The sequence below is a fragment of the Mesorhizobium erdmanii USDA 3471 genome (assembly GCF_000472705.1).
Classification (GTDB): Bacteria; Pseudomonadota; Alphaproteobacteria; order Rhizobiales; family Rhizobiaceae; genus Mesorhizobium; species Mesorhizobium erdmanii.
On record NZ_KI421453.1, the window covers coordinates 316,335 to 338,687 of the forward strand.

Consider the following 22,353-nt stretch of genomic DNA (forward strand, 5'->3'; position numbering starts at 1 on the left):
CCGCGCGACCGATCAAATTATAGGCACACTTGCCGATTGACAAAAATCATAACAGGCGACCAAGATCATATGACCATCAACGATCTTGGTCCCGAGGTTGCCCCTCGGCATTGGCGAAAAGGAGAGCCATATGCCCATTCAGCAGAGAGTGACCCATCGTTCCAAACAAAGCCCCGCCAGCCCCATCCTTGCCGCCGCACTGCTAAGCCTAAGCCTGATCACAATACCCGGCCACGCCCATGCCGACGGGATCACGCTCAAGGTTTTCGGCGGCTCGGCCCTCGACGAGCTCGCGCCGCGCCAGCCGCCGGACGAGCAGAAGAAAATCCAGCAGCAGGTCATTGACGGCTTCCTCAAGGCCAATCCCGAGGTGACCGCTGTCGAGTGGGACGCACAGGGGCCGCAGACCGATTCGATCCAGCGGCTGATGACCGCCAAGCTCGCAAACCAGGAAATGGACCTGATCGCCTGCCCAGCCTTCTACACCAATGGCGCCTATGTCCGGCGCAAGCTGGTGATGCCGATCACCGACAAGATCAAGCCCTTCCAGGACCGAATCGACGCCGCCGCGCTCGGCGCCTTCACCATCAGCGGCCAGGTCTATGGGGTGCCGATCTCGACGCTGTCGACATCGACGATCTTCTACAATGTCGACCTCTTCCAGAAACTCGGCATCCCCGTTCCGCCGACCTATGACGACCTCAAGGCGGCCGTGCCGAAATTCAAGACGGCGGGCGTGATCCCGCTCCTGCATCAGGGCTCGAACACCGTGATGTGGCCGATGTGGTATTTCGAAACCTTCTCGCAGGCCTCGGGCGACGCCATCGGCAAGACCCAGAAGAACCTCGAAGGCACGGCGAAGTTCACCGACGCGCCCGATGTCGAAGGCTTCAAGCTGATCAAGCAATGGGTCGACGACGGCATCCTGTCCAAGGACTCGCTTTCGGTCGACCAGGACGGCATGCGGGCAGCTTTCGCCGCCGGCAAGAGCGCGATGTACTATGGCGGCACCTGGGAAATCCCCTCGCTGCAGACCAGCGTCACGGCGTTCAAATGGGGCGTCTTCGCCTTTCCGAAGATGGACGGAACGCCGGGCGCGCCGGGCCATGGCGGCGGCGCCGACAACGGCATGTGCGTCGCCTCGTCGATCCCGCCCGAAAAGCTCGATGCGGCGGTCAAGTTCATCGAATACCTGACCCGGCCGGAGGTGGCGACGCTCTACCTTGCCCCGGAGCAGCCGATCGCTGCCTCGATCAAGGGCGTGCCGCAGGTCGAGGATGCTTATGCCGTCGAGCTGCGCAAGCAGGCCTTCCCGAGCACGATCAAGTTCCTCGACTGGATCTGGCCATCGGAGGTCGCTACGGCCACGGCTTCGGCCATCGCCGGCATCGTCGGCGGCACGACGACGCCCGAGGATGCGGCGGCCTCGATCCAGACCACCTTCGACGACCTCAAGGCGCAGGGCAACTGGCCGCCGAAGTAAGCGCTTCCCGGCGCGCATCCTGCCAGGCTGAGCCGCGCGGCATGACAAACAGAGGCAGCCCGTTTCGGGCCGCCTCATCAACCGGAGAGATCCCATGACGCAAACGCGTGCCGAACGACAGCGCTTCTCGATCGGCTATCATCTGAACAGCTGGGATCTGACTGGCCTGCCGCTGAGGCCAGCCATCAAGTTCCTCGCCGAGCAGGGTTTCGGCTGGTTCGAGATCCTCGCCTTCACCAGCCTGTCGGACCAGTATGCCCGCAAATACATGCAGCTGGGCAACCAGCCGCCGATGGGGGTCACCACCGACACCGACATCCTGCGGCGCTACGCACTGCTTTCTGAAGGCCAGAGCGAGCATGGCATCAAGCTCTCCTCGTTCTACGTCAATGCGATCTTCACCAACCCCGTCGCCTGGGCCTACGAACGCGACGTGCTGGTGGCGCTGACCAGGATGCTGAAGGGTTTTGGGTCGCCTGTGCTGGTTCTCGGCGGCGGTCCCTCGGAAGCGATTGCCGGTGCCCACACCGCCGACGACTACCGCGCCTTTTGCCGGGCCCTGGAGGACATCGGCCGGCGGACAAAGGACCTCGGCATCGAGACCGTCTATCACCCGCATCTCGACACTTTCATCGAGCGCCGCGACCAGCTCGACCGCATGATGGATGAGCTCGATACCGATCTCGCCGGCCTCTGCATCGACCCGGCGCATCTTGCCCACACCAACTCCGATCCGGTCGACGCGGTCCGGACCTACATGTCGGCCGTGCGTTACATGCATTTCAAGGACACCAGGGTGGACCCTGGCTTGAAGGGCTATGACCGCTACGGTGCGTTCTGCGAACTCGGCGCCGGCGTCGTCGATCTTGCCGGCATCGTCGACGTGCTGCTGGAGGCAGATTACGACGGTCTCGCCATCATCGAGTTGGACGCGTCGAAGAAGACGGCGGAACAAAGCACGCTGGAAAGCATCGCCTATGTCAGGGACACGCTCGGACTGGTGCTGACGCCACCAAACGCCAAGGCCGCATGACCACGCGATCGCAAAAGGCCGCTGCTTCTGGCCGTTCCGACCCTTGGCGCTTTCTTGCCGGGGACGGAGCGGTGGCCTTCTTGATGATCCTGCCCGCCGCGATCCTGTTTTGCCTTTTCTACCTCTGGCCCTTCGTCAATGGCTTCTGGCTCAGCCTGCACAATTGGGACGGGTTTTCCGACCCGACCTGGGCGGGCCTTTCCAACTACCAGCGCCTCTTGCACGACCGCATCTTCCTTGGCGCGCTGCGCAACAATCTGATCTTCGTCGTCGCCGTCGTCCTCCTCAAGAACGTGCTCGGCCTCGGGCTGGCGCTGCTGCTTGACCGGGCGCTGGTCGGCCGCGCTTTCTTTCGTGCCGCCGCCTTCGTTCCGGTGACGATGTCCTTCGTCGCCGTCGGGCTGCTCTGGTCCTGGATCTACAATCCGGTCTTCGGCCTGCTCAACGGCGCGCTCGATCTGTTCGGCCTCGGCGGGTTGAAACGGTCATGGCTCGGCGACGCCGACATCGCGCTCTACTCGATCATCGTCGTCGACGTCTGGAAATGGCTGGGCTTCCATGCCGTCATCTATCTCGCGGGACTGCAGACGATCCCTTCGGAACTCTATGAATCCGCCAAGATGGACGGCGCCGGCCCGCTGCAGCGCTTCCGGCACATCACCGTGCCGATGATGATGCCGATCATCTTCATCAACACCATTCTCGGTCTGTCCGGCGCCTTCGTGCGCAACTTCGACATCGTCTATGTGCTGACCAAGGGCGGCCCCAACCATGCCACCGAAGTCGTGCTCACCTACATGATGAGCAAGGCCTTCCAGGAGGGCGCCATGAGCTATGCCGCGGCGATCGGCTATGTGCTGTTCCTGATCGTCGGGCTGGCCAGCGTCGGCCTGCTCGCCTTGATGCGGCGGCAAAGGCTGGATGTCTGATGAGCGGAGCAGCCGAGCCTGTGCTTTCCCATGATGCCGGCGCGGCCCGCCGCCCCCGGCGCCTCGGCGCACGCGGGCTGCTCGAAGTCGCGGGCATCTACGCGGCGCTAGCTCTCGTGCTCATCGAGACACTTTATCCCCTGCTTTGGGTGCTGTTCGGTTCGCTCAAGACCAAGGAGGAGATGCTGAGCAACATCTGGGGCCCGCCGTCGAGCTTGGTGTTGCAGAACTATGCCGATGCCTGGCGCATCGCCGGCATGGGATCGCGCATCGTCAGCAGCGTGCTGGTCACCGGTTCGGCCTTGGTCATCCTTGTCGTCGTGGCAACGCCCTGCGCCTATGCGCTGGCGCGGCTGCGGTTTCCCGGACGCGGCCTGGTGCTGGCAGTGGCGGTGGCGGCCATGCTGGTGCCGCCGCAGGTGATGGCGATCCCGCTGTTCATGGTGGCGCGCGACCTTGGCCTGATCAACAACCGGCTCGGCGTCGCCTTCGTCTATGCGGCTACGTCGCTGCCGCTGTCGGTCTTCATCCTGCGCAGCTTCTTCGTCACGCTGCCGGCCGATCTCGAGGATGCCGCGCGCGTCGACGGGGCGAGCCGGCTCGAGATCCTGATCCACATCATGCTGCCGCTGGTGCGGCCGGGCGTCGCGCTGATCCTGATCTTCGGCTTCATCGAGATCTGGAACGATTTCTTCCTCGCCTTCCTGCTGCTGCGCGACCCGTCGGTGCAAACCATCCCGCTCGGGCTGGTCTCCTTCTTCCAGCAATACGATTCGCTCTGGACCCTCTATTTCGCCGCGTTGACGATCACGACACTGCCGGTGATCGTCGTCTTCCTCGCCATGCAACGGCAGTTCATCGCCGGCCTGACAGCCGGCGCGGTGAAGGGTTGACATGCAGGATCGCATTATTGGCGTTGGCGTCATCGGCTGCGGGGAGATCGCCCAGCTGATGCATTTGCCGTATCTCATGGAATTGCCGGCGTTTCGCATCGCCGCCCTGTGTGACATCTCGCCTGGCACCGTCGACGCGGTCGGCGAGCAATACGGTGTCGCGGCCCGCTATACGGATCATCGCGCGCTGCTCGCCGATCCTGATGTCGATGCGGTGGTGATCTGCACCTACGATCATGGCGAAATGGTCGCCGACGCGATCCGTGCCGGCAAGCACCTGATCGTCGAGAAGCCGCTGTCGTTTACGCCCGAAGAGGCACGGCCTCTGGTCGAACAGGCGGAGCGGAGCGGCCTCGTCGCCCTTGTCGGCTACATGAAATTCTACGATCCCGGCTACGAGACCGGGCTGGAACGCATTGCCGCGATCGGCCGGCCGAAGTCGATCCATGTCCATGATTTCGCCGGCCGCTTCGACCGCTACGGCAAGCTCTACACGCAGACCCGCATCGCCGACGTGCCGGCCGAGATGCTTGCGGCGGGACGCGAAGCGGTCGCCCGGCGCGTCGAGGCGGCACTCGGAGGCGATCATGCCGGCTATCGCGACCTCTATCTCCTGCTGCTCGGTCTCAGCAGCCATGACCTTGCGGTCATGCGTGGCGCCTTCGGCACGCCGGACCGCATCGTCCATGCGCAGCAGACCGGTCCCAACCAGTTGCTGGCCGTGCTCGACTATGGCGGCGTTCCTTGCCTCTTCGACATGGCGCTCGCCCAGTATGAATGGTGGGACGAGTGGATCCACGTGCATGGCGAGCGCGACGAGGTGCGAATCGAATTCCAGAACCCCTATTTCCGCAACGCCTCAGCAATCGTGCGCCTGCGCGAGGCGGTGGGCGAAGCCGCCTCCGAGCGCGTCATACCGGGAATCTCCGACACCTCGTTCCGCCGCGAATGGCAGCATTTCGCTGACTGCATCCTGGCCGGGGCAACACCGCGCACGCCGCTTTCAGGCGGCCTCGCCGATCTCGACCTTGCGGTCCGGATCATCCAGGCAATGCCGCCGAAGCGACTTTGAGACGCAAGCCAGGACGAGAGATCGAGGTCTAGATCTTCTGTTTGACGCAATTCCAGACGGAAAACCGTTCCACACTTTTCCTGGAATTGCTCTAGCGAAATTTCGGAAACGCGTTGCCGGCCGGCGCGTTGGCCCAGCTCTGCAAGGTCTGGCCGCCGTCGATCAGCCAGTCGACGCCGGTGACGTGCCTCGCCTCGTCGGAGGCGAGAAAGGCAACGGCGGCCGCGACATCGTCCGGCTGGCCGATGCGGCGCAACGGGATCCGGTCGGCGAAGTGCTGGACGCTGCTCTTGAAATCGCCGTCGCCGGAAGCCGGTACGCCGAGCGTCGTCTCGATCACGCCGGGGCAGATGGCGTTGACCCGTATGCCGTAGGGCGCGGCATCGAGTGCGGCGACCCGCGTCAGCCCGACCACGCCATGCTTCGACGCGACATAGCCGGCGCCGCCGGCAAGCACGTCCCAACCGGCCATGGACGATCCCATATTGACGATCGAGCCACCGGCCCCGGCCTTGATCATCGCCCGAAGCGACGCCTGCAGGACGAGGAAGATGCCGCGCAGATTGATGCGGATTATGGTGTCCCAGTCCGCGACCGGCAATTCATGAACCGGGGCGACCGCACCCGAAATGCCGGCATTGTTGAACACCACATCGAGCCCGCCGAGCTTCGCGAGCGCCCCTTCGACGGCGCCTCGCACCTGGCCTTCGTCGGTGACGTCGGCTTCAATGGCGATGGCGTCCTCGCCGAGCGAGCGAGCCAATTCCCGCGCGGCCACGCCATCGCGGTCGACGATCGCCACCTTGGCACCTTCGTCGAGGAAACGCCGGACGGCGGCACCGCCAATGGCGCCAGCGCCACCGGTGACAAGGACCCTCTTCTGGTCGAACCTTTTCATCCCTCGGTCTCCGGTTTTTGATAGGCACGCCATGAATGCTCCGGCGCGAAGCCGATGGTTTCGCGCGCATGGGCCGTATCGAGCACGGAGCCGAAACCGGCGATCGGCCGCGACAGGGCGACGCCTGGATAGACCCGACGCATGAGCGCTTCGGTCTCCTCCTCCATGAAAGTGTCGGCGGCGCTGAGCAGGACGCGCAGATGGCCCTCGCCTCGCCATTCGAGCGCCCGCAGGAAACCTTGCCCGGCATCGCGCGCGTCGAGATAGGCCCATAGGTCGCGGGCACTGTCGGCGGTGGCGCGGCGCGGACCGACGCCGGCAAAGAAGGTTTGCGGGGTCTGGATCCATGGCATGCGGATGCTGACCGCCGAAAAGGCGCCGCGGCGCACCGCCGCGTCGACGATTTCCTCGCCCAGCCATTTGGACAGGCCGTACGGATCCTGCGCGCCGACTGGGTGGTTCATGTCGACCGGCAGATAGGGCGGAACGACAGCCTTCTCGAAGAACGGGTAGCCGAAGACGCTGAAGGACGAGGCATAAACGAAGCGCTTGATGCCGGCCATGGCGGCGGCCTCGACGACATTGTAGGCGGTGGCGACATTGGTCCTGAACACCTCGCCGCCGGCCCGCCCGGTCGGGCGCGGAATCGCCGCGACATGCACGACGGCATCGCAATCGCGCACCAGCTGCAGGGTCGATCCCAGATCCGCCAGGTCGGCGGTGGCGTGCGGCCATGCACCCCCTAGCGGCGCCACGGTATCGATGCCCAGCACATCATGGCCGGCGGCAAGCAAGGCCTCCGCCACATGGCGGCCTAGCAGGCCACTGGCACCGGTGACGATCGTCCTCATATCATGGCCCTCGGCACGGCAAGCCCGGCGGCTTGAATATCATTGATGGTCATACAAATCGAGCACATGGTTGCCATTCCTTGTCAAGGCCATTTCGCGCTGGACAAATAGCGCATACGCTCGTGCGAGCGGCGTACGCAAGGCTGGTGGCCAGAGCTTTGCGTCGAACGGGATTGACTTGGCATCCGCCAGGGTTTTTTGTATGAGCATCAACGATCGACCAAAGGAGTCCGCCATGGCCGTGGATGTTTTTTCCTCACATCGGCACGACGACGCGGTGCACCTTGATCCGCAACGCGCGGCCATTATCGTCATCGACATGGTGAACGAGTTCTGCAAACCGGGCGGGGCGATGGTCCTGCCCGGATACGAGACGCTGGTCGGCCCGCAACTGGCCGTCATCGAGGCGGCGCGCGCGAGCGGCGTGCCGGTGATCTGGGTTCACGACGCGCACAGGCCGGGCATGCGCCGCGAGCGCGAATGGGTCAAGCGCACACCGCATTGCGTGGAGGGCAGCTGGGGACCCGAAATCATCGAGGATCTCGGCGCCCGCGACGACGAGATCCATGTCATCAAGCGGCGCTACTCGGCCTTCTTTCAGACCGACCTCGATTTGACGCTCAAGGACATGCAGATCGACCAACTGGTCATCTTCGGCGTGGTCACCAACATCTGCGTGCGATCGACCGTCCACGACGCCTTCTTCCAGGGCTATGAAGTGGTGGTACCGAGCGACTGCTGCGCGGCGACGGGACCGCGCGAGCAGGAAAGCTCGCTCTACGATATAGCGACGCATTTCGGCGTGGTCAGCGATTCGGCTGATGTCGTCGCGGCGCTGCGCGATGGGACGTCGCTGCAACCGACCGAAGTCGCGGCTTGAACGATCCAGAGCCAGCGGCATCCGAGACAGGCAACAGGAGTCCGGTTTGACGACCGAAAAAAGATCCGAGAAAAGCGCGATGCCGAAGCGGCAAGGCGGCAAGGTGGAACCCCTGACTCGCGAGCAGGTGCTGGAGCGATACGCCGAGACCGGCTACGCTTTGGACGAGCACCCGGCCCACGTCATCCGCAAGGCGCATCAGCGCGCGACGCTGCGTTTCCAGCAGGTCATGGCTGGCGAAGACCTTTCGCCGACCCAGTTCGCGGCCCTTGCCACCATCCTCAAACATGGCGAGGTCTCGCAGAACCATCTCGGCCGGCTGACGGCGATGGACCCATCGACCATCAGCATCGTCATGCGCAAATTGCTCAAACACGATCTGATCACACGCAGCGCTTCCGACACCGACCAGCGCCTGTCGATGATCGCGCTGACCGAGAAAGGAACCGAATACACGCTCGAGCGGCTCGCACGCAGCGTCGAGGTCGGACGCCGTTTCCTGTCGCCGCTTTCACCCGCCGAGCAGGCAACGCTGCTTCGCCTGCTCAAGCGCATCAATGACGACGATCCATCGAATGGCGACGGCGGCAAGTAAGTCGCGTCCAGACCTTTCCCATACCAGTAGAAGTGAGATCCGATGTCGTCCGACCCCAAGTCGTCTGCCAACTCGCTCGTCGTCCGCAATATCGGCCTGCTGCTGAGCGGTGACCTCGGCCAGCCGATCCTCGATGCCGACACCATCACCGTTACCGACGGGCGCATATCATCCATTGGCAAGGCCGGCGCCGTCGACAGCGGCAATGCGACGACGATCATCGATGCGATGGGCTGCGCGGTGGCGCCGGGTCTTATCGACAACCATGTCCATCCGGTGGCCGGCGACTGGACGCCGCGGCAAAACCAGATCGGCTGGATGGATTCCACCGTGCATGGCGGCGTCACTTCAATCATTTCGGCGGGAGAGGTCCACACGCCTGGCCGCCCGCGCGACCTGATCGGGCTGAAGGCGCTGGCGATCGCGGCGCAGCGGACCTTTTCCAACTTCCGCCCCAACGGCATGAAGATCCTGGCCGGCGCCCCCATCCTGGAACACGGCCTGGTCGAGGAAGATTTCCGGTACCTCGCCGAAGCCGGCGTGACGCTTGTCGGCGAGGTCGGGCTTGGCGGTGTCAAGGATGGTCCGACCGGCCGCCAGATGATCGCCTGGGCACGCAAATACGGCATGACCTCGATGACCCATACCGGCGGCCCTTCCCTGCCCGGCTCCGGCCGCATCGGCGCCGATGTCGTGCTGGAGGTCGACGCCGACATCGTCGCCCACGTCAATGGCGGACCGACGGCGCTGCCCGAGGCCGAAATCCGGCGGATCTGCGAAAGCGGCTCGCGCGCGCTGGAAATCGTTCACAACGGCAATCTGCGCACCGGCCTGTTCGTGCTCGACCTAGCCAGGCAGCGCGGCGAACTTTCGCGCGTCATCCTCGGCACCGACAGCCCGGCCGGATCCGGCGTTCAGCCGCTCGGCATCCTGCGGACCCTGACCATGCTGGCGTCGCTGGGCGGCATCGCGCCGGAAGTGGCGTTCTGTCTCGCCAGCGGCAACACGGCGCGCGTGCGTGGGCTGGCTGACCGCGGCATCATCGAAGTTGGCCGTGCCGCCGACCTGATCTTCATCGATCAGGCGATCGGCGGCGCCGGTGACGGGCTGCTCGACAGCGTGGCGCTCGGCAATCTGCCGGGCATCGGCATGGTCGTCATCGACGGCGAGGTGCGGACCGGCCGAAGCCGCAACACGCCGCCGGCGATGCGGGTGCCGGAAGTCAAGGCGGCGTAGAGATCAAGGCTGCCTGGCGGCAGCCGCCCGCGAGCGCATCAACCGACGCCGTCCTTGCCGACGATCTTGTCCTTGGTCAGCCCGCCGACGCGCGGGTGAGGCCGGCCGGAATCGGTGACGGCGATGGCGACGACGATCTCGTCGGCACGCGGGGCATCGGGGACACGGACCTCCATGCCGTCGAAATGGCTACGCACCCGCGCCGCGTCCTTGTGGCCGAGCGGAATGTCGAGCGGCACGCCGAGGCCGCCGCGCTTCTTCGAGGAAGGAATGAGCGCCGCACCCTTGCCCAGCACATCGCGGAACGGCGCGCCGAGCTTCGGATGCAGGATGGCGGCGGCATGTTCAAGCTCGCCATCGGCGCCGACGGCGGCTGCCTTGCCGAAGCTCTCGACCTGATCGCCGGCAATGCCAAGCGCAGCGACGGCCCGCTTCGGCAATATGTCGCCCAGCGCTTCACCGATATCGCTCAATGCCGACAGGTCCTCGACGAACGTGCCGGCATAAGGGTTGCGGATCACCGCGATCGCCGCGGCACGCCGCGTCGGCGGGTCGACCGGGCGGCCGCCCTCCATCCGGGTTTCCTCGACGATGGTGATGATGCGGCGGATTTCCGTGCTCATCGCAATCCGTCCTCGCCCTTGATGTCGGCGGCAGCCAGGCCGCCGACCCGTGCATGAACGCGCGCACCGGTGGTCATCGCCAGGATGACCGCCATCTCGTCGCCCCGCGGCGCATCGCCGACGCCGATCTCGATCGCGTCGAAATGGCTGCGCACATAGGAGGCGTTGATGTGCGTGATCGGAATGTCGATGCGCGTTCCGGGGCCGCCAACCTTCTTGGTCGAGGGCACAATGGCCCTGGCGTTGCCGAGGAGTTCGCGCATCGCGTAACCGCCGGGATTGTGCCACAGTGCGCCATGCTCGAGCTCGCCGGCGGCACCGACGATGGCGCCCTTGCCATAGCCTTCGACAGCGGCCACGCCATCCCCCATGGCATCGATCAGGCGCCGCGCCATTTCGAGGCCGAGCGGCTTCAGATCCTCCATGAAGCCGGTGATCTCCTCGACGTAGCGTCCGGCAAAAGGGTTGGCGATGACGGCGACGATCGCCCCGCGCTTTGGCGGGCGTGCCGCAGGCGGACCGCCCTCATGGAAAATCTCTTCGACCTGGACCAGAAATTTCCTGACCACCACTGCTGGCATTGCGCGTATCCTTCGTCCCGTCGCTCTCGAAATCCGTTAGAGTATCAACAATTATGGATCGCCGATATTTGTCAAGCACGGAGGCGGAGGATGCCGATGACGGGCCTGGAAAACTGCATGGGAGGACGATTGACAGCCTGTCGGGCCGCTCCTAAACTCATATGACCATCAACGAACTCGCCGACGTTCCGGCGACATGTGGGGATGGTCAAGGCGTGGCTTCAAAAGCTGAAAAAAGCTGAAGGGGAATAACATGACAAGGGCGCTCAAAAGTTTATGTCTGGCCGGTACGATGCTGGCCGTTTCGTTGGGATCGGCCGCCGCACAGACCAAGGTTTCGGTCGCCGCCATCTCGGGTTATTTTGCACAGGGCTTTGGCGTTTCGATCGTCAACGGCCTCAACAAGGCCAAGACCGATTTCGGCATCGACCTCAAGCTGGTCGACACCGGCAACCGCGCCCTGGACTACCAGGAGCAGTTCGAAAATCTCGCCAAGGGCAAACAGTACGACCTCATCTTCGTGATGGGCTGGGAACTGGTGGATTCGCTGCAGAAGGTCAGCAAGGAATATCCCGACCAGCGCTTCGTCTTCATCGATGGTGTGCTCGACAATCCCAAGATGATCTATGCCAATTTCGCCGAGGAACAAGGTTCCTTCGTCGCCGGCGCGCTGGCCAGCATGATCGAGGCCAAGGGCAGCGAATTCCCAAGATCGGCGACGGCAAGGCAATCGGCTTCGTCGGCGGCCGCGACATCCCGGTCATCCGCAACTTCCTTGGCGGCTACGAACAGGGCGCCAAATACGCCGCGCCCGACGTGAAGGTGAACTCCGTCTTCGCCGGCACGTTCGATGACCCGGCCAAGGGCAGCGAACTCGCCCAGGCGCTGTACGGCCAAGGCTCCGACATCGTCTACAATGTCGCCGGCCCGACCGGCGAAGGTGTGATGCAGGCAAGTGCCGCCGCCGACAAATACTCGATCGGCGTCGATATCGACATGTGCGGCACGGCTCCCGGAAATGTGCTCGGCAGCATGCTGAAGCGCGGTGACATCGCCGTCTACACGCTGATCAAGGACGAGGTCGGGGGCAACAAGGTCACCGCCGGCACGCGCACCTTCGACCTCAAGTCGGGCGGTGTCGAGTTCAAGGTCTGCGACGACATCGCGCCGAAGATCCCGGCCGAAGTGACGGCCAAGCTGGACGACATCAAGAAGGGCATCCTCGACGGCAAGATCGTGATCGCCAAGGCGAAATAGGCCAGCAACAGCGCATCCCTCCCAAGAAAGCGCTACACTGATCCGCCGCGGCAAGCCGCGGCGGATCAGTGTCCAATCTGCGAGAGCCCCCTCAATCCGCGAGAGCATGGTGTCGAACGCGCCGGGGTCCCCGACCCTCCACAGCACAGCCGCAATGGCCGTCGAGTTGACAGGCATCACAAAGCGTTTTGGCGCCTTCGTTGCCAATGACGGCATCGACCTTGCCGTTCGCCGGGGCGAAATACACGCCATCATCGGCGAGAACGGCGCCGGCAAGACGACGCTGATGAACATCCTGTTCGGCCTGCTGCAGCCCGACGAAGGGTCGATCCGGCTGAATGGCGAAGCGACGGTGGTCGCCGATCCGGCGGCCGCCATCAAGGCGGGGCTCGGCATGGTGCACCAGCATTTCAAGCTGGTGCCTTCCCTCTCGGTCGCCGACAATGTCTTTCTCGGCATGGAAATCCGCCGTCATGGGCTGATCGACCATAAAGCGCAGATCGCGCGCACGCAGGAGTTGTCGAAGCGTTTCGGGCTGCATGTCGATCCGACCGAGCGCGTTGGGCTGCTCTCGGTCGGCATCGAGCAGCGCATCGAAATCCTGAAAGTGTTGGTGCGTGGCGCCCGCACCATCATCCTCGATGAGCCGACCGCGGTGCTGACGCCGCAGGAAAGCCGCGAACTGTTCCAGACGCTGCGCAGTTTCGTCGCCGAGGGCATGACCGTGATCTTCATCTCACATCATCTGGAAGAGGTGATGGAGGTGTCCGACACGGTGACGGTGCTGCGCAACGGCCGCAAGGTGGCGACCCGCCCGACATCGGAACTCAGCAAGGACGAGCTGGTGCGCATGATGGTCGGCCGCGAGGTCAGTTTCGACCGGCGGCCGCGGGCGGCGCCTGACGGCGACATCGTGCTGGACGTCAAGGATCTCTGGGCGCGCGACGATCGCCGGCTGCCGGCTGTCCGTGGCGCCAGTTTTACCGTCCGCTCCGGCGAGGTGGTGGGAATTGCGGGCGTCGCCGGCAATGGGCAGACGGAGTTGGCGGAAGTGCTGTCGGGCCTGCGCCCGGCAAGCCATGGCGAAGCCTGGCTGAAAGGCCAGGACCTCACCACACTCTCCCCCGCCGCGATCCGCGAGGCCGGCCTTGCCCATGTTCCGGGCGACCGCATGGTGCGCGGGGTCGATCGCAATGCGTCGATCGCGGCAAACACGCTGATGGGCCGCCAGCACCGCGCGCCGTGGAGCCGCAACGGCATGCTCGACTGGAAAGCGATTGCCGGGAATGCCGGAGCGCTGATCAAGGGCTTCGACATCCGCGCGCAGGGAGCGGACGATGCGGTCAAGCGCCTTTCCGGCGGCAACATCCAGAAGGTCGTGCTGGCGCGCGAATTCACCAATGGCGCCGACTTCCTGCTGATCGACCAGCCGACGCGCGGTGTCGACATCGGTGCCCAGGAGGCCATCCATGACGAGATCATGCGCCAGCGCGCTGCCGGCCGTGCGATCCTGCTGATTTCCGTGCAGCTTGACGAACTGGCGGCGCTCGCCGACCGCATTTTGGTCATGTTCAACGGACGGATCATGGGCGAAGTCGCCGGCGACGATGCCGACGAGGACAGGATCGGCATGATGATGGCGGGCGTGATGCCGCAGTTGGAGCCCGCGTGATGACTGACCGCCTGCGCGCCATTTCCGGCCAGATCATCGCCGTGGGCGTAGCCCTGCTGATGGGGGCCATCATCATCCTCCTGGTCGGCGAAAGCCCGGTCCATGTCTTGATGACGCTGCTGCGCGGCGCCTTTGGCGACCAGGAAAAGATTGCCGGCACCTTGCTGCAGACGACGCCGATCCTGATCTGCGGCGTCGCGGCCTGCATCGGCCTGCGCGGCGGCATGTTCAATGTCGGCATCGAGGGCCAGCTGTTCCTCGGCGGGTTTGCCGCCGCCTGGGTCGGTTTCAGCTTTTCCCTGCCCGCGGGCATCCATACGCTGGCCGCACTTGCCCTTGCGGTCGTCGCGGGCGCGGCCTGGGTCGCCATCCCGGCCTATTTCCGCGCCCGCTACAACACCAACGAAGTGGTCTCGACCATCCTGTCGAACTACATCGCCGTGTTGCTCACCTCCTATTTCACCATCTTCCTGTTCAAGCGGCCCGGCGGCTGGTCGGAGACGCCGCCGATCCTGGCAACAGCCTACCTGCCCGAGATCTTTTCGTTCTCGCGGCTGAACTGGGGGCTGTTCATCGGCCTCGTGCTGGCGGTCGGTGCCGCGCTGATCTTCCGCTACACCAGTTGGGGCTACGGCGTGACCATGGTCGGATCGGCGCCGAAATTCGCGGAATATGGCGGCGTCAACGTCAAACGGCAGGGCTTTGTCGTGCTCTTGCTTTCGGGCGCCGTCGGGGGCCTTGCCGGCGGCGTCGAGACGCTTGGCGTGCATCACCGTTTCATGGAAGGCTTTGCTCCCGGTTTCGGCTTCGACGGGCTGATCGCCGCCCTGCTCGCCAACGGCTCGCCGGTCGCCACCATCGTCACGGCGCTTTTCTTCGGCGCGCTGCGCAGCGGGTCACTGCTGCTCGAGGTCGACACCACAGCGTCGCGGGAAATCATCACCGTGATCCAGGCGCTGATCATCCTCAGCGTATCGGCGCAGGTTCTGATCAAACGCCGTGGCGACAGCCAGGCGGGGGAGCGGCGATGGAAATTCTAGACAAGCTGATCAACGTCGCGCTGATCGCGGCGACGCTGCGCACCACCGCACCGATCCTGCTGGTGGCGCTCGGCGGGTCGTTCACGACCAAGGCCGGCATCTTCAACATCGGCCTCGAAGGGCAGATGCTGGCCCGCGCCTTCTTCGCCGTCATCGGCTCGATCTGGACAGGTTCGGCGTTCGCGGGCGTCGCTTGCGGGGTCGCCGCCGCCCTCGCCTTCGCGCTTGCCTTTGCCGTGCTGGTGGTGACGTTCCGGGCCAATGAGGTCGTCGTCGGGCTGGCGCTCAACATCCTTGCCGGCGGCATGACAATTTCGCTGATGAAAGCGATTTTCGGCACGCGCGGATCGATCGTCGGCCACGGCATTGTCGGCCTGCCCAAGGTGCAAATACCAGGCGCCCAGGCGCTGCTCGGCTCGTGGGCGCCGCTGATCTCCGGCTTCACGCCGATCGTCTACGTCGCGTTCCTCGCCGTGCCGTTGCTGGTGCTGTTCTACAACCGCACCCGGCTCGGGCTCTATATCCGCGTCGTCGGCGAAAAGCCCGAAGCCGCCGAGGCACTCGGCATCTCGATCACCCGCGTCCGCTACATCGCCTCGCTGCTGTGCGGATTGCTGGCGGGACTCGCCGGCGCGCATCTGTCGCTCGGCTACATCACCATGTTCACCGAAAACATGTCCTCGGGCCGCGGCTTCATGGCGGTGGCGATCCTGATCTTCTCCAACGGCGATCCGCTGAAGGTGCTGGCCGGCTGCCTGCTGTTCGGTTTCGCCGATGCCTTCTCGCTGCGCCTGCAGACCTTTGGCTTCCCATCCTATCTGGTGCTTACCGTGCCCTACGTCGTCGCGCTAACGGCATTGTTCGCGCTGTCCTACCGGGCGCGGCCAAAAATCATCAAGGAGACGCTGGCGTCGATGCAGAAACTGCTGTCGGCGGACAGGAACAGCGCCCAGGTCGATAAAAATCCGCAATGAAGGAACTCTCATGGAACGCATAATCCTCGACGTGGATTCTGCCGGCGACGACATTCTGGCCGTGCTGTTTGCCGCGGCGAACCCGAATGTGAGGCTCGAAGGCGTCACCACGGTGACCGGTGCAGCCGGGCCGATCGAACAGGTTACCAATGTCGTCCTCAACACGCTGACGCTTGCCGGGCGCGACGATATCCCGGTTCACGCCGGCGCGTGGCGGCCGATCGTCGGCAATGCCAAGGCCGACATGGAGGCGCCGGTGCATTTCGAGAAGCGGCTCGTCGCTCGCTTCGGCGACCGGCTCAAGAAATTCAATCCGCCGGCACCACCTCCCGTCCGCCCGGCAACGCCCGGACATGCGGTCGACTTCATCATCGAGACGGTCATGGCCAATCCGGGCGAGATCACGCTGGTGACGACGGGGCCGCTGACCAATGCCGCGATGGCGCTGCTGCAGGAGCCGCGCCTGACGGTCGCGCTCAAGCAGCTCTTGGTGCTGGGCGGCAACTTCCAGACGCCGGGCAACATCACGCCGCTGTCGGAGTACAATATCTGGGCCGATCCGGAGGCGTCGCGCATCGTGCTCAACGCCGATGTCGAGAAGATCCTGGTGCCGCTCGATATCTGTGAGGACAACCGGGTCGCTGCCTCGATGCTGACGCGCGACGACATCGCCGACATGCAGGCCGTTGCCCGAAAGAACGCCGTCGTCGACATGATCGCCGACAGTTTTCCGATCTATATCGACATCTGGCGCGAGTTCTTCGACCTGGTCGGATTCCCGATGGACGACGCGATCACCGTGGCGCTGGCTTTCGACCCGGCCCTTGCCACGATGACCGAGCCGCTCTTCGTCGATGTCGTGCTGGACGGGCGCCTCGCACGCGGACAGACGGTTGCCCATCGCGGCCGGCAGCTGCTGCCCGGCGGCGGACCGAAAACCACGCGCGACTGCGACCCCGGCCACGACGACGCCATCGCGCTGGTCATGGCGCATCGCTCGCCCGCCATCGAACTCATCGGCGTCACCACGACCTGCGGCAATGCCGAGGTCGAAAAGACGACGGCCAATGCGCTGCGCATCCTGGAGTATATCGGCGCCGGCGACGTGCCCGTCGCCCAAGGCTGCCACCGCCCGCTGGCGCGGCCGCTGGTGCTTGGCACCGCCGATGGCCCGAGCGGCCTCGAAGGCTCGCCCTATCTGCCGCAGGCCACGATCAAACCGGTCGACCAGCACGCCGTCGATTTCCTGGCCGACAAGCTGCGCGCCGCGCCCGAACCGATCCTGGTCGTCGCCACCGGCCCGCTGTCCAATATCGGCCTCATGATCCTCAAGCATCGCGACGTGCTGCCCAAGATCAAGGAATTGATCTGGATGGGCGGCGTGTTCTACCGCAAGAGCGAGATCATCACGCCGACGGAATTCAATGCCTTCTGCGACCCGGAGGCGCTGAAGATCGTGCTGGACAGCGGCGTCCCGATCCTTATGGTCGGGCTCGATGTCACCATGCAGGTGCTGATCGAGGCGCCGCAATATGCCGAACTGGCTACCATCGACACGCCGCTCGGCAAGCTCGTCAACGACTGGCTGCTGTTCTACGAGAAGCTGCACCGCAACTCGATGGGCGTCGGCGGCGCCATGCACGATCCTTTGGCACTGGCGCTGGCCATCGACCCGACACTGGTGCGTACGCGCCCGGCCCATATCGGCGTCGACCTGTCCGGCACCTATGCTTTCGGCGCGACGGTTGCCGATTTCTGGAGCGAGCGCGGCGAGAAGGACAATGCGCGTATCGCCCATGAGGTCGACGCCGACCGTTTCTTCAAGCTGATGTTCGACCTGCTGCGGGATTAGACCCGCTCGGTTTTTGGGTTCAGCGTGGCCCGGTGCCGAGCGCCGGGTCGGACAATCTATGGGCATGCCATCTCAGATGGTCGTCCATGAACGTCGAAATGAAGAAGTACGAGTGGTCGTAGCCGTCCTGCATGCGCAGGGTCAGCGGGATGCCGGCCTTGGCGCAGCCGGCTTCCAGAAGCCAAGGCCTCAGCCCATCCTTGAGAAAACCGTCCGACGTGCCTTGATCGACGAAAAGCTCGGGGAAGCGGTGGCCGTCCTCGATGAGCAAGGTGGCATCGTAGCCCCGCCATGATCCCTCGTCAGCGCCGAGATATTTTTCGAAAGCCGGCCGCGACCAGCCGGCGGTGCTTGGTTGCACGATCGGCGCGAAGGCCGAGCAGCTTTTGAAGCGTTCGGGATTTTTGAGTGCGATCGTCAGCGCGCCATGCCCGCCCATCGAGTGGCCAAAGATCGCCTGGCGCGTCATATCGGCCGGAAACTCCCGCGCGATCAACGCCGGCAATTCCTCGGTGACGTAGGAATACATGCGGTAGTTCGTTGCGTAGGGCGCTTGCGTGGCGTCGACGTAAAAGCCGGCGCCGCAACCGAACTGCCAATTGTCCGCCTCGTCGGGAACATCGGCGCCGCGCGGGCTGGTGTCGGGACAGACGACGATCAGGCCAAGCTCCGCGGCCATCCGCCTGTACTCGCCCTTGTCCATGACATTGGCATGCGTGCAGGTGAGGCCGGAAAGATACCAGACGACCGGGCAAGGTTTTTCACGTGCCTGTGGCGGCACGAAGGCGGCAAAAGTCATTTCGCAGGAGCAGGCATCCGAAGCGTGCGAATAGACGCCCTGCACGCCGCCATGCGACTTGGCAGAGGAGATGGTCTTCATCCGGTCCGGCATGGTTTCTTCTCCGCCATCGGCAAACGTGCTTCACGGCCGCCTGTCTACGGACCATGGTTGCCAGGCGCAACCCCCGCCTATTCCGCCGCCAGGGCTGTCACTTCCCGCCGGAACGGCAGCGCATCGCCGATATCGTGTTCGTCCATTTCCCGCGCGAAGCGATGGCCGGCATAGGTCGCCCAGGCGATCGGGCCTGGCGCCTCGGCGTCGCCGATGATTTTGATCGAGCGAATGCCATTGTCGGCCCATTCGTCGCGCCGCGCTTTCAGGTCGCGCCACACCGCGTCGTCCTGTTGGCGCGAGGTCACCAGCACCACGGCGTCGGCGGCGATGTCGCGTTCGGCGCCGGTGTAGGCGCAGGCGGTGGCAACGCCGCCCGGCACGATGCGCGTCACAGTCCGGTTCAGCACGATCTCGACGCCGAGCTCGGCCAGACGGCGGTGGATGGCGCCCTGCTCCAGCGTGTTGCGGGTCCAGTCCGACACATAGGCGGACGGCGTCACCAGCGTCACCTTGGCGCCGTTGCGCGCCATCAGCTCGGCCAGGACGCCACCCATGTAGTAGTGGTCGTCGTCGAACAGCACGATGTTGCCTGTCGGCACGCTGCCGGCCATCAGATCGTCCGGGGTGTAGACCGGCATGGCCGGATCTATCGGCATCGGCACGACATGGGCGCGCGCCACGCCGTCGCGGCGCCAATACGAGCCGGTGGCGAGCGCGATGTTCTGAAAGCCAAAGGCCAGGATCTCCTCGGCCGACAGTCGGCTTTCGAAGTAGATATCGACATTGGGCATCTGGCTGAGCTGGTACTGGCGATAGTCGCGCACGCGGCCCCAGGCAGACAGCCCCGGCAGAGGGCATTCGCGCGCGACGCGGCCGCCGAGTTCGGTGCCGGCCTCGGCGATGGCCACCTGATAGCCGCGCAGGCCAAGCGCGCGGGCAGCCTCCAGCCCGGCCGGGCCGGCGCCGACGATCAGCACGCTGTCGCTGTCGCCCTTGGCCTGCATGCGTTCGGGATGCCAGCCCTTGCGCCACTCCTCCATGAAGGTCGGGTTCTGCGTGCAACGCGAGATCGACATGGTCATGTCGCCGGTGATGCAGATGTTGCAGCCGATGCACTCGCGGATATCCTCGATCCTCCCCTCCTCCACCTTCCTCGGCAGGAAGGGATCGGCGATCGATGGACGCGCGCAGCCAATGAAATCGAGCGTGCCGGACTTGATCATCCTGACCATGACATCCGGCGAGGTGAAGCGGCCGACGCCGACAACCGGCTTCGAGGTCAGCGTCTTGATACCCGACACCAGGCTCTCCTGCGCCGCCTCCTCCTTGAACCGCGACGGCCCCGAACAATCCTCCCAGGCACCATGGGCCAGGTCCCAGAGGTCGGGCAGGTCGGCATGCATCTCGATCATGTCGCGAACTTCGGAATTGGCGAAGCCGAGATCGCCGATCATCTCGTCCAGCGATAGCCTGAGCGTCAGGCCACAGGTGTCGCCGATCGCATCCCTGCCCTCCTCGATCAGCTCGCGCATCAGCCGCGAACGGTTTTCCAGCGAGCCGCCATATTCGTCGCTGCGCTGGTTGGTGGCGGTCGAGAGGAAATGCTGGATGATGCCGAAGCCATGCGCGCCATAGAGACAGACCAGGTCGAAACCCGCCAGCTTGGCGCGTTTGAAGGCATTGCGGTGCCAGCGCCTGAGGTCGCGTATGTCCGCTTTGTCCATGGCGCGGGCCTGGACCGGATCGTTGGTGAAGGTTCGAATGGGCAAGGCCGACGGTCCGCGCGGCACTTCCTTGGTGTAGAGGTTCGGACCATTAATACCGGAATAGGCGAGCTGGATGCCGGCCAGCGCGCCATGCTGGTGCATGGCCTTGGCCATCCTGGCGAGCGCCGGGATGTCGGCATCGTCCCACAGCCTGAGCTCGATGAAGGGGGTGATCTCCGAGGTGTGGTGCATCTCGGTTTGTTCGGTGAAGATGACGCCCCAACCACCTTCCGACTTGATGCGCCGCATCTCGGCGGCAGCGGACGGATCGCGGTAGCCGCCGCCATTGCAGTGCGGCACCTGGTAGAAGCGGTTCTTGGCGGTCACCGGACCGATTTTCACGGGTTCGAACAGAATGGCGTAGCGTGGGTCGCGCATATAAGATTCCTTCCTGCCAGCGTCGCATCGCGGCATGCGCGGCGATGGTTTCAAAACCTTGGCCCAAGCCGGTCCGCCCGGTGGCAGATGCCGTGAACCTACTCATAAGTTGCCGCCAGCGCCGGAAAATTACAGATTTCTTCTGTGCCGATTAGGACCGGCCTAATCTCCAAGCCGGCCGGGTTAGCCTCCGGTGAATCCCCGCTGAGCCAAATGCGACTTCAACGCCGTGGCCGCGCGATGCTAGACAGTGCCTGACTAATAAGATGTGAGACGCATGGACAGTATCCAGATCCTTGAAAAGCTGATCGCATTCCCGACGGTGAGCCGCGTTTCGAACCTCGACCTCATCGGCTACGTGACGGAGTTGCTGGCGGCACAAGGCATTGCCTGCCAGATCATCCGCAGCGCGGATGGCCACAAGGCCAACCTGTTCGCCACCATCGGGCCGGCCGACACTCCAGGCGTCATGCTGTCCGGCCACACCGATGTCGTCCCCATCGACGGCCAGGACTGGACGCTGCCGCCCTTCGAGATGACCGCGCGCAACGGCAGACTCTACGGCCGCGGCGCGTCCGACATGAAGGGTTTCGTCGCCTGCGCGCTCGCGGCCTTTGTCAAGGCCGCGAAAATGAACCTGCAAACGCCCTTGCATCTGGCGCTTTCCTATGACGAGGAGATCGGCTGCATCGGCGTGCACAGCTTGATCGACATGCTGAAGGCCGCACCGCACCGGCCGTTGCTGTGCATCGTCGGCGAGCCGACCAACATGCAGGTGGCGACCGGGCATAAGGGCAAGCTTGCGGCGCGCGCCCTCTGCAAGGGACGGGAAGGCCATTCCGCGCTGGCTCCCCTGGCTCTCAACGCCATTCATCTCGGCTGCGACTTCATCTCCGCACTGCGTCAGGAACAGGATCGGCTGGCGCGCGATGGCGCGCGTGACGGCGACTATGACGTTCCCTACACCACCGTCCATGTCGGCAAGATCAATGCCGGCGTGGCGCTCAACATCGTGCCGAACCTGTGCCAACTCGATTTCGAGATCCGCAACGTCGCGGCCGACAATGCCGATCAAATCCTCGATGGGCTGCGTGCGCAGGCCACCCGTATTGCCGCTGCCGCTTCGACGATCGCGCCGGAGGCGGCCATCGACATCGACATCACCAACACCTATCCGGGCCTGGACACGCCGGCGAATTCGCGGGCCGTGGCCTTCGTCAAGTCGTTGACCGGCGCCAACGACACCATCAAGGTTGCCTACGGCACAGAAGGTGGGTTGTTCAGCCGCGACCTCGGCACGCCGACCATCGTGTGCGGACCGGGATCGATGGCACAAGGGCACAGGCCGGACGAATTCGTCAGCGTCGAACAGCTGCGCCGCTGCGACGACATGCTGGACACTCTCTTGCGGCGGCTTGCCGATCACTGGCTTCAGGCGATGTGAG

Annotated in this window: 22 protein-coding genes and 1 pseudogene; 16 read left to right on the forward strand and 7 right to left on the reverse strand. The window is 64.4% G+C overall.

Going from position 1 to position 22,353, the window contains the following annotated elements; genetic code table 11:
* The first annotated feature begins 130 nt into the window (after nucleotides 1-130).
* The 5 genes from A3AU_RS0128935 to A3AU_RS0128955 all read left to right on the forward strand — a co-directional run bounded on the left by A3AU_RS0128935 (nucleotide 131) and on the right by A3AU_RS0128955 (nucleotide 5,410).
* Complete coding sequence (locus A3AU_RS0128935; RefSeq protein ID WP_027056003.1) at nucleotides 131-1,483, forward strand: ABC transporter substrate-binding protein; 1,353 nt, start codon at nucleotides 131-133, stop codon at nucleotides 1,481-1,483.
* Between the two features lie 94 nt (nucleotides 1,484-1,577).
* A complete protein-coding gene (locus tag A3AU_RS0128940; RefSeq protein ID WP_027056004.1) occupies nucleotides 1,578-2,516 on the forward strand; it encodes a sugar phosphate isomerase/epimerase family protein in 939 nt (312 codons plus the stop codon).
* Between the two features lie 71 nt (nucleotides 2,517-2,587).
* Complete coding sequence (locus A3AU_RS0128945) at nucleotides 2,588-3,445, forward strand: carbohydrate ABC transporter permease (RefSeq protein WP_245235592.1); 858 nt, start codon at nucleotides 2,588-2,590, stop codon at nucleotides 3,443-3,445.
* The gene (locus tag A3AU_RS0128950; protein ID WP_027056006.1) at nucleotides 3,445-4,338 is read left to right on the forward strand and encodes a carbohydrate ABC transporter permease; all 894 of its coding nucleotides are present in this window, start codon (nucleotides 3,445-3,447) and stop codon (nucleotides 4,336-4,338) included. Before A3AU_RS0128945 ends, A3AU_RS0128950 begins: the two co-directional genes overlap by 1 nt.
* A 1-nt stretch (nucleotide 4,339) precedes the next feature.
* Nucleotides 4,340-5,410 carry a Gfo/Idh/MocA family protein gene (locus tag A3AU_RS0128955; RefSeq protein WP_027056007.1) on the forward strand — a complete coding sequence of 357 codons (1,071 nt, stop codon included), beginning with the start codon at nucleotides 4,340-4,342 and terminating at the stop codon, nucleotides 5,408-5,410.
* A 91-nt stretch (nucleotides 5,411-5,501) separates the two neighbouring features.
* On the opposite strand, the gene A3AU_RS0128960 is transcribed toward A3AU_RS0128955, so the two are convergent.
* The 3 genes from A3AU_RS0128960 to A3AU_RS1000000139615 are packed head-to-tail and all read right to left on the reverse strand — an operon-like array spanning nucleotide 5,502 to nucleotide 7,396.
* The gene (locus A3AU_RS0128960; RefSeq protein WP_027056008.1) at nucleotides 5,502-6,308 is read right to left on the reverse strand and encodes an SDR family NAD(P)-dependent oxidoreductase; all 807 of its coding nucleotides are present in this window, start codon (nucleotides 6,306-6,308) and stop codon (nucleotides 5,502-5,504) included.
* Complete coding sequence (locus A3AU_RS0128965) at nucleotides 6,305-7,159, reverse strand: NAD-dependent epimerase/dehydratase family protein (protein WP_027056009.1); 855 nt, start codon at nucleotides 7,157-7,159, stop codon at nucleotides 6,305-6,307. The genes A3AU_RS0128960 and A3AU_RS0128965 overlap by 4 nt, the downstream gene beginning before the upstream one ends.
* Before the next feature lie 39 nt (nucleotides 7,160-7,198).
* The gene (locus A3AU_RS1000000139615; protein ID WP_155765280.1) at nucleotides 7,199-7,396 is read right to left on the reverse strand and encodes a hypothetical protein; all 198 of its coding nucleotides are present in this window, start codon (nucleotides 7,394-7,396) and stop codon (nucleotides 7,199-7,201) included.
* Between A3AU_RS1000000139615 and A3AU_RS0128970 the strand changes: the two genes are divergently transcribed.
* From A3AU_RS0128970 to A3AU_RS0128980, 3 genes are all read left to right on the forward strand, one after another.
* Nucleotides 7,395-8,039 (forward strand): cysteine hydrolase family protein, encoded by a 645-nt coding sequence (locus tag A3AU_RS0128970; RefSeq protein WP_027056010.1) that lies wholly within the window; start codon nucleotides 7,395-7,397, stop codon nucleotides 8,037-8,039. The two genes, A3AU_RS1000000139615 and A3AU_RS0128970, sit on opposite strands and share 2 nt — an antisense overlap.
* A gap of 79 nt (nucleotides 8,040-8,118) precedes the next feature.
* Complete coding sequence (locus tag A3AU_RS0128975; protein WP_245235593.1) at nucleotides 8,119-8,634, forward strand: MarR family winged helix-turn-helix transcriptional regulator; 516 nt, start codon at nucleotides 8,119-8,121, stop codon at nucleotides 8,632-8,634.
* 42 nt (nucleotides 8,635-8,676) lie between these two features.
* Nucleotides 8,677-9,870 carry an amidohydrolase family protein gene (locus tag A3AU_RS0128980; RefSeq protein WP_027056012.1) on the forward strand — a complete coding sequence of 398 codons (1,194 nt, stop codon included), beginning with the start codon at nucleotides 8,677-8,679 and terminating at the stop codon, nucleotides 9,868-9,870.
* A gap of 38 nt (nucleotides 9,871-9,908) precedes the next feature.
* On the opposite strand, the gene A3AU_RS0128985 is transcribed toward A3AU_RS0128980, so the two are convergent.
* Both A3AU_RS0128985 and A3AU_RS0128990 read right to left on the reverse strand, forming a co-directional pair.
* Entirely contained in the window at nucleotides 9,909-10,493 is a 585-nt protein-coding gene (locus A3AU_RS0128985) for an amino acid synthesis family protein (RefSeq protein ID WP_027056013.1), read from the reverse strand.
* On the reverse strand, nucleotides 10,490-11,074 hold the full coding sequence (locus tag A3AU_RS0128990; protein ID WP_027056014.1) for an amino acid synthesis family protein: 585 nt from the start codon (nucleotides 11,072-11,074) through the stop codon (nucleotides 10,490-10,492). The genes A3AU_RS0128985 and A3AU_RS0128990 overlap by 4 nt, the downstream gene beginning before the upstream one ends.
* A gap of 253 nt (nucleotides 11,075-11,327) precedes the next feature.
* Between A3AU_RS0128990 and A3AU_RS1000000140810 the strand changes: the two genes are divergently transcribed.
* The 7 genes and pseudogenes from A3AU_RS1000000140810 (at nucleotide 11,328) to A3AU_RS1000000140905 (ending at nucleotide 17,869) form a co-directional block, all read left to right on the forward strand.
* On the forward strand, nucleotides 11,328-11,894 hold the full coding sequence (locus A3AU_RS1000000140810) for a BMP family lipoprotein (RefSeq protein WP_272481101.1): 567 nt from the start codon (nucleotides 11,328-11,330) through the stop codon (nucleotides 11,892-11,894).
* Nucleotides 11,837-12,331: a BMP family lipoprotein gene (locus tag A3AU_RS1000000140815; protein ID WP_272481102.1), complete on the forward strand. Its 495-nt coding sequence runs from the start codon at nucleotides 11,837-11,839 to the stop codon at nucleotides 12,329-12,331. The genes A3AU_RS1000000140810 and A3AU_RS1000000140815 overlap by 58 nt, the downstream gene beginning before the upstream one ends.
* 106 nt (nucleotides 12,332-12,437) lie before the next feature.
* Nucleotides 12,438-14,003, forward strand: a complete 1,566-nt coding sequence (locus A3AU_RS0129000) for an ABC transporter ATP-binding protein (RefSeq protein WP_027056015.1) — start codon at nucleotides 12,438-12,440, stop codon at nucleotides 14,001-14,003.
* Nucleotides 14,003-15,043: an ABC transporter permease gene (locus tag A3AU_RS0129005; protein ID WP_027056016.1), complete on the forward strand. Its 1,041-nt coding sequence runs from the start codon at nucleotides 14,003-14,005 to the stop codon at nucleotides 15,041-15,043. The genes A3AU_RS0129000 and A3AU_RS0129005 overlap by 1 nt, the downstream gene beginning before the upstream one ends.
* Entirely contained in the window at nucleotides 15,031-16,017 is a 987-nt protein-coding gene (locus tag A3AU_RS0129010; RefSeq protein ID WP_027056017.1) for an ABC transporter permease, read from the forward strand. Before A3AU_RS0129005 ends, A3AU_RS0129010 begins: the two co-directional genes overlap by 13 nt.
* A 10-nt stretch (nucleotides 16,018-16,027) precedes the next feature.
* Nucleotides 16,028-16,870: pseudogene (locus A3AU_RS1000000140900) on the forward strand (nucleoside hydrolase); the annotation flags it as partial.
* A gap of 63 nt (nucleotides 16,871-16,933) precedes the next feature.
* Nucleotides 16,934-17,869: a nucleoside hydrolase gene (locus A3AU_RS1000000140905; RefSeq protein WP_335337262.1), complete on the forward strand. Its 936-nt coding sequence runs from the start codon at nucleotides 16,934-16,936 to the stop codon at nucleotides 17,867-17,869.
* A 19-nt stretch (nucleotides 17,870-17,888) separates the two neighbouring features.
* Here the strand turns inward: A3AU_RS1000000140905 and fghA are convergent, their stop codons facing one another.
* Both fghA and A3AU_RS0129030 read right to left on the reverse strand, forming a co-directional pair.
* A complete protein-coding gene (fghA, locus tag A3AU_RS0129025; protein WP_027056018.1) occupies nucleotides 17,889-18,761 on the reverse strand; it encodes an S-formylglutathione hydrolase in 873 nt (290 codons plus the stop codon).
* Between the two features lie 77 nt (nucleotides 18,762-18,838).
* Nucleotides 18,839-20,908: an oxidoreductase gene (locus A3AU_RS0129030; protein WP_027056019.1), complete on the reverse strand. Its 2,070-nt coding sequence runs from the start codon at nucleotides 20,906-20,908 to the stop codon at nucleotides 18,839-18,841.
* Nucleotides 20,909-21,185: 277 nt separating this feature from the next.
* Between A3AU_RS0129030 and argE the strand changes: the two genes are divergently transcribed.
* Complete coding sequence (gene argE / locus A3AU_RS0129035; RefSeq protein ID WP_032918315.1) at nucleotides 21,186-22,352, forward strand: acetylornithine deacetylase; 1,167 nt, start codon at nucleotides 21,186-21,188, stop codon at nucleotides 22,350-22,352.
* The last annotated feature ends 1 nt before the right edge of the window (nucleotide 22,353 follow it).

What these genes read in the sequence shown, in the direction of transcription:
- A3AU_RS0128955 (WP_027056007.1), top strand. Translation starts at nt 4,340, where the DNA reads ATGCAGGATCGCATTATTGGCGTTGGCGTCATCGGCTGCGGGGAGATC.
- A3AU_RS1000000140810 (WP_272481101.1), top strand. Translation starts at nt 11,328, where the DNA reads ATGACAAGGGCGCTCAAAAGTTTATGTCTGGCCGGTACGATGCTGGCC.
- A3AU_RS0128970 (WP_027056010.1), top strand. Translation starts at nt 7,395, where the DNA reads ATGGCCGTGGATGTTTTTTCCTCACATCGGCACGACGACGCGGTGCAC.
- fghA (WP_027056018.1), bottom strand. Translation starts at nt 18,761, where the DNA reads ATGCCGGACCGGATGAAGACCATCTCCTCTGCCAAGTCGCATGGCGGC.
- A3AU_RS1000000139615 (WP_155765280.1), bottom strand. Translation starts at nt 7,396, where the DNA reads ATGGCGGACTCCTTTGGTCGATCGTTGATGCTCATACAAAAAACCCTG.
- A3AU_RS0128950 (WP_027056006.1), top strand. Translation starts at nt 3,445, where the DNA reads ATGAGCGGAGCAGCCGAGCCTGTGCTTTCCCATGATGCCGGCGCGGCC.
- A3AU_RS0128935 (WP_027056003.1), top strand. Translation starts at nt 131, where the DNA reads ATGCCCATTCAGCAGAGAGTGACCCATCGTTCCAAACAAAGCCCCGCC.
- A3AU_RS0128975 (WP_245235593.1), top strand. Translation starts at nt 8,119, where the DNA reads ATGCCGAAGCGGCAAGGCGGCAAGGTGGAACCCCTGACTCGCGAGCAG.
- A3AU_RS0128960 (WP_027056008.1), bottom strand. Translation starts at nt 6,308, where the DNA reads ATGAAAAGGTTCGACCAGAAGAGGGTCCTTGTCACCGGTGGCGCTGGC.
- A3AU_RS0128985 (WP_027056013.1), bottom strand. Translation starts at nt 10,493, where the DNA reads ATGAGCACGGAAATCCGCCGCATCATCACCATCGTCGAGGAAACCCGG.
- argE (WP_032918315.1), top strand. Translation starts at nt 21,186, where the DNA reads ATGGACAGTATCCAGATCCTTGAAAAGCTGATCGCATTCCCGACGGTG.
- A3AU_RS0129000 (WP_027056015.1), top strand. Translation starts at nt 12,438, where the DNA reads ATGGTGTCGAACGCGCCGGGGTCCCCGACCCTCCACAGCACAGCCGCA.
- A3AU_RS0128980 (WP_027056012.1), top strand. Translation starts at nt 8,677, where the DNA reads ATGTCGTCCGACCCCAAGTCGTCTGCCAACTCGCTCGTCGTCCGCAAT.
- A3AU_RS0129030 (WP_027056019.1), bottom strand. Translation starts at nt 20,908, where the DNA reads ATGCGCGACCCACGCTACGCCATTCTGTTCGAACCCGTGAAAATCGGT.
- A3AU_RS0128990 (WP_027056014.1), bottom strand. Translation starts at nt 11,074, where the DNA reads ATGCCAGCAGTGGTGGTCAGGAAATTTCTGGTCCAGGTCGAAGAGATT.
- A3AU_RS0128965 (WP_027056009.1), bottom strand. Translation starts at nt 7,159, where the DNA reads ATGAGGACGATCGTCACCGGTGCCAGTGGCCTGCTAGGCCGCCATGTG.
- A3AU_RS0128940 (WP_027056004.1), top strand. Translation starts at nt 1,578, where the DNA reads ATGACGCAAACGCGTGCCGAACGACAGCGCTTCTCGATCGGCTATCAT.
- A3AU_RS0129005 (WP_027056016.1), top strand. Translation starts at nt 14,003, where the DNA reads ATGACTGACCGCCTGCGCGCCATTTCCGGCCAGATCATCGCCGTGGGC.
- A3AU_RS0129010 (WP_027056017.1), top strand. Translation starts at nt 15,031, where the DNA reads ATGGAAATTCTAGACAAGCTGATCAACGTCGCGCTGATCGCGGCGACG.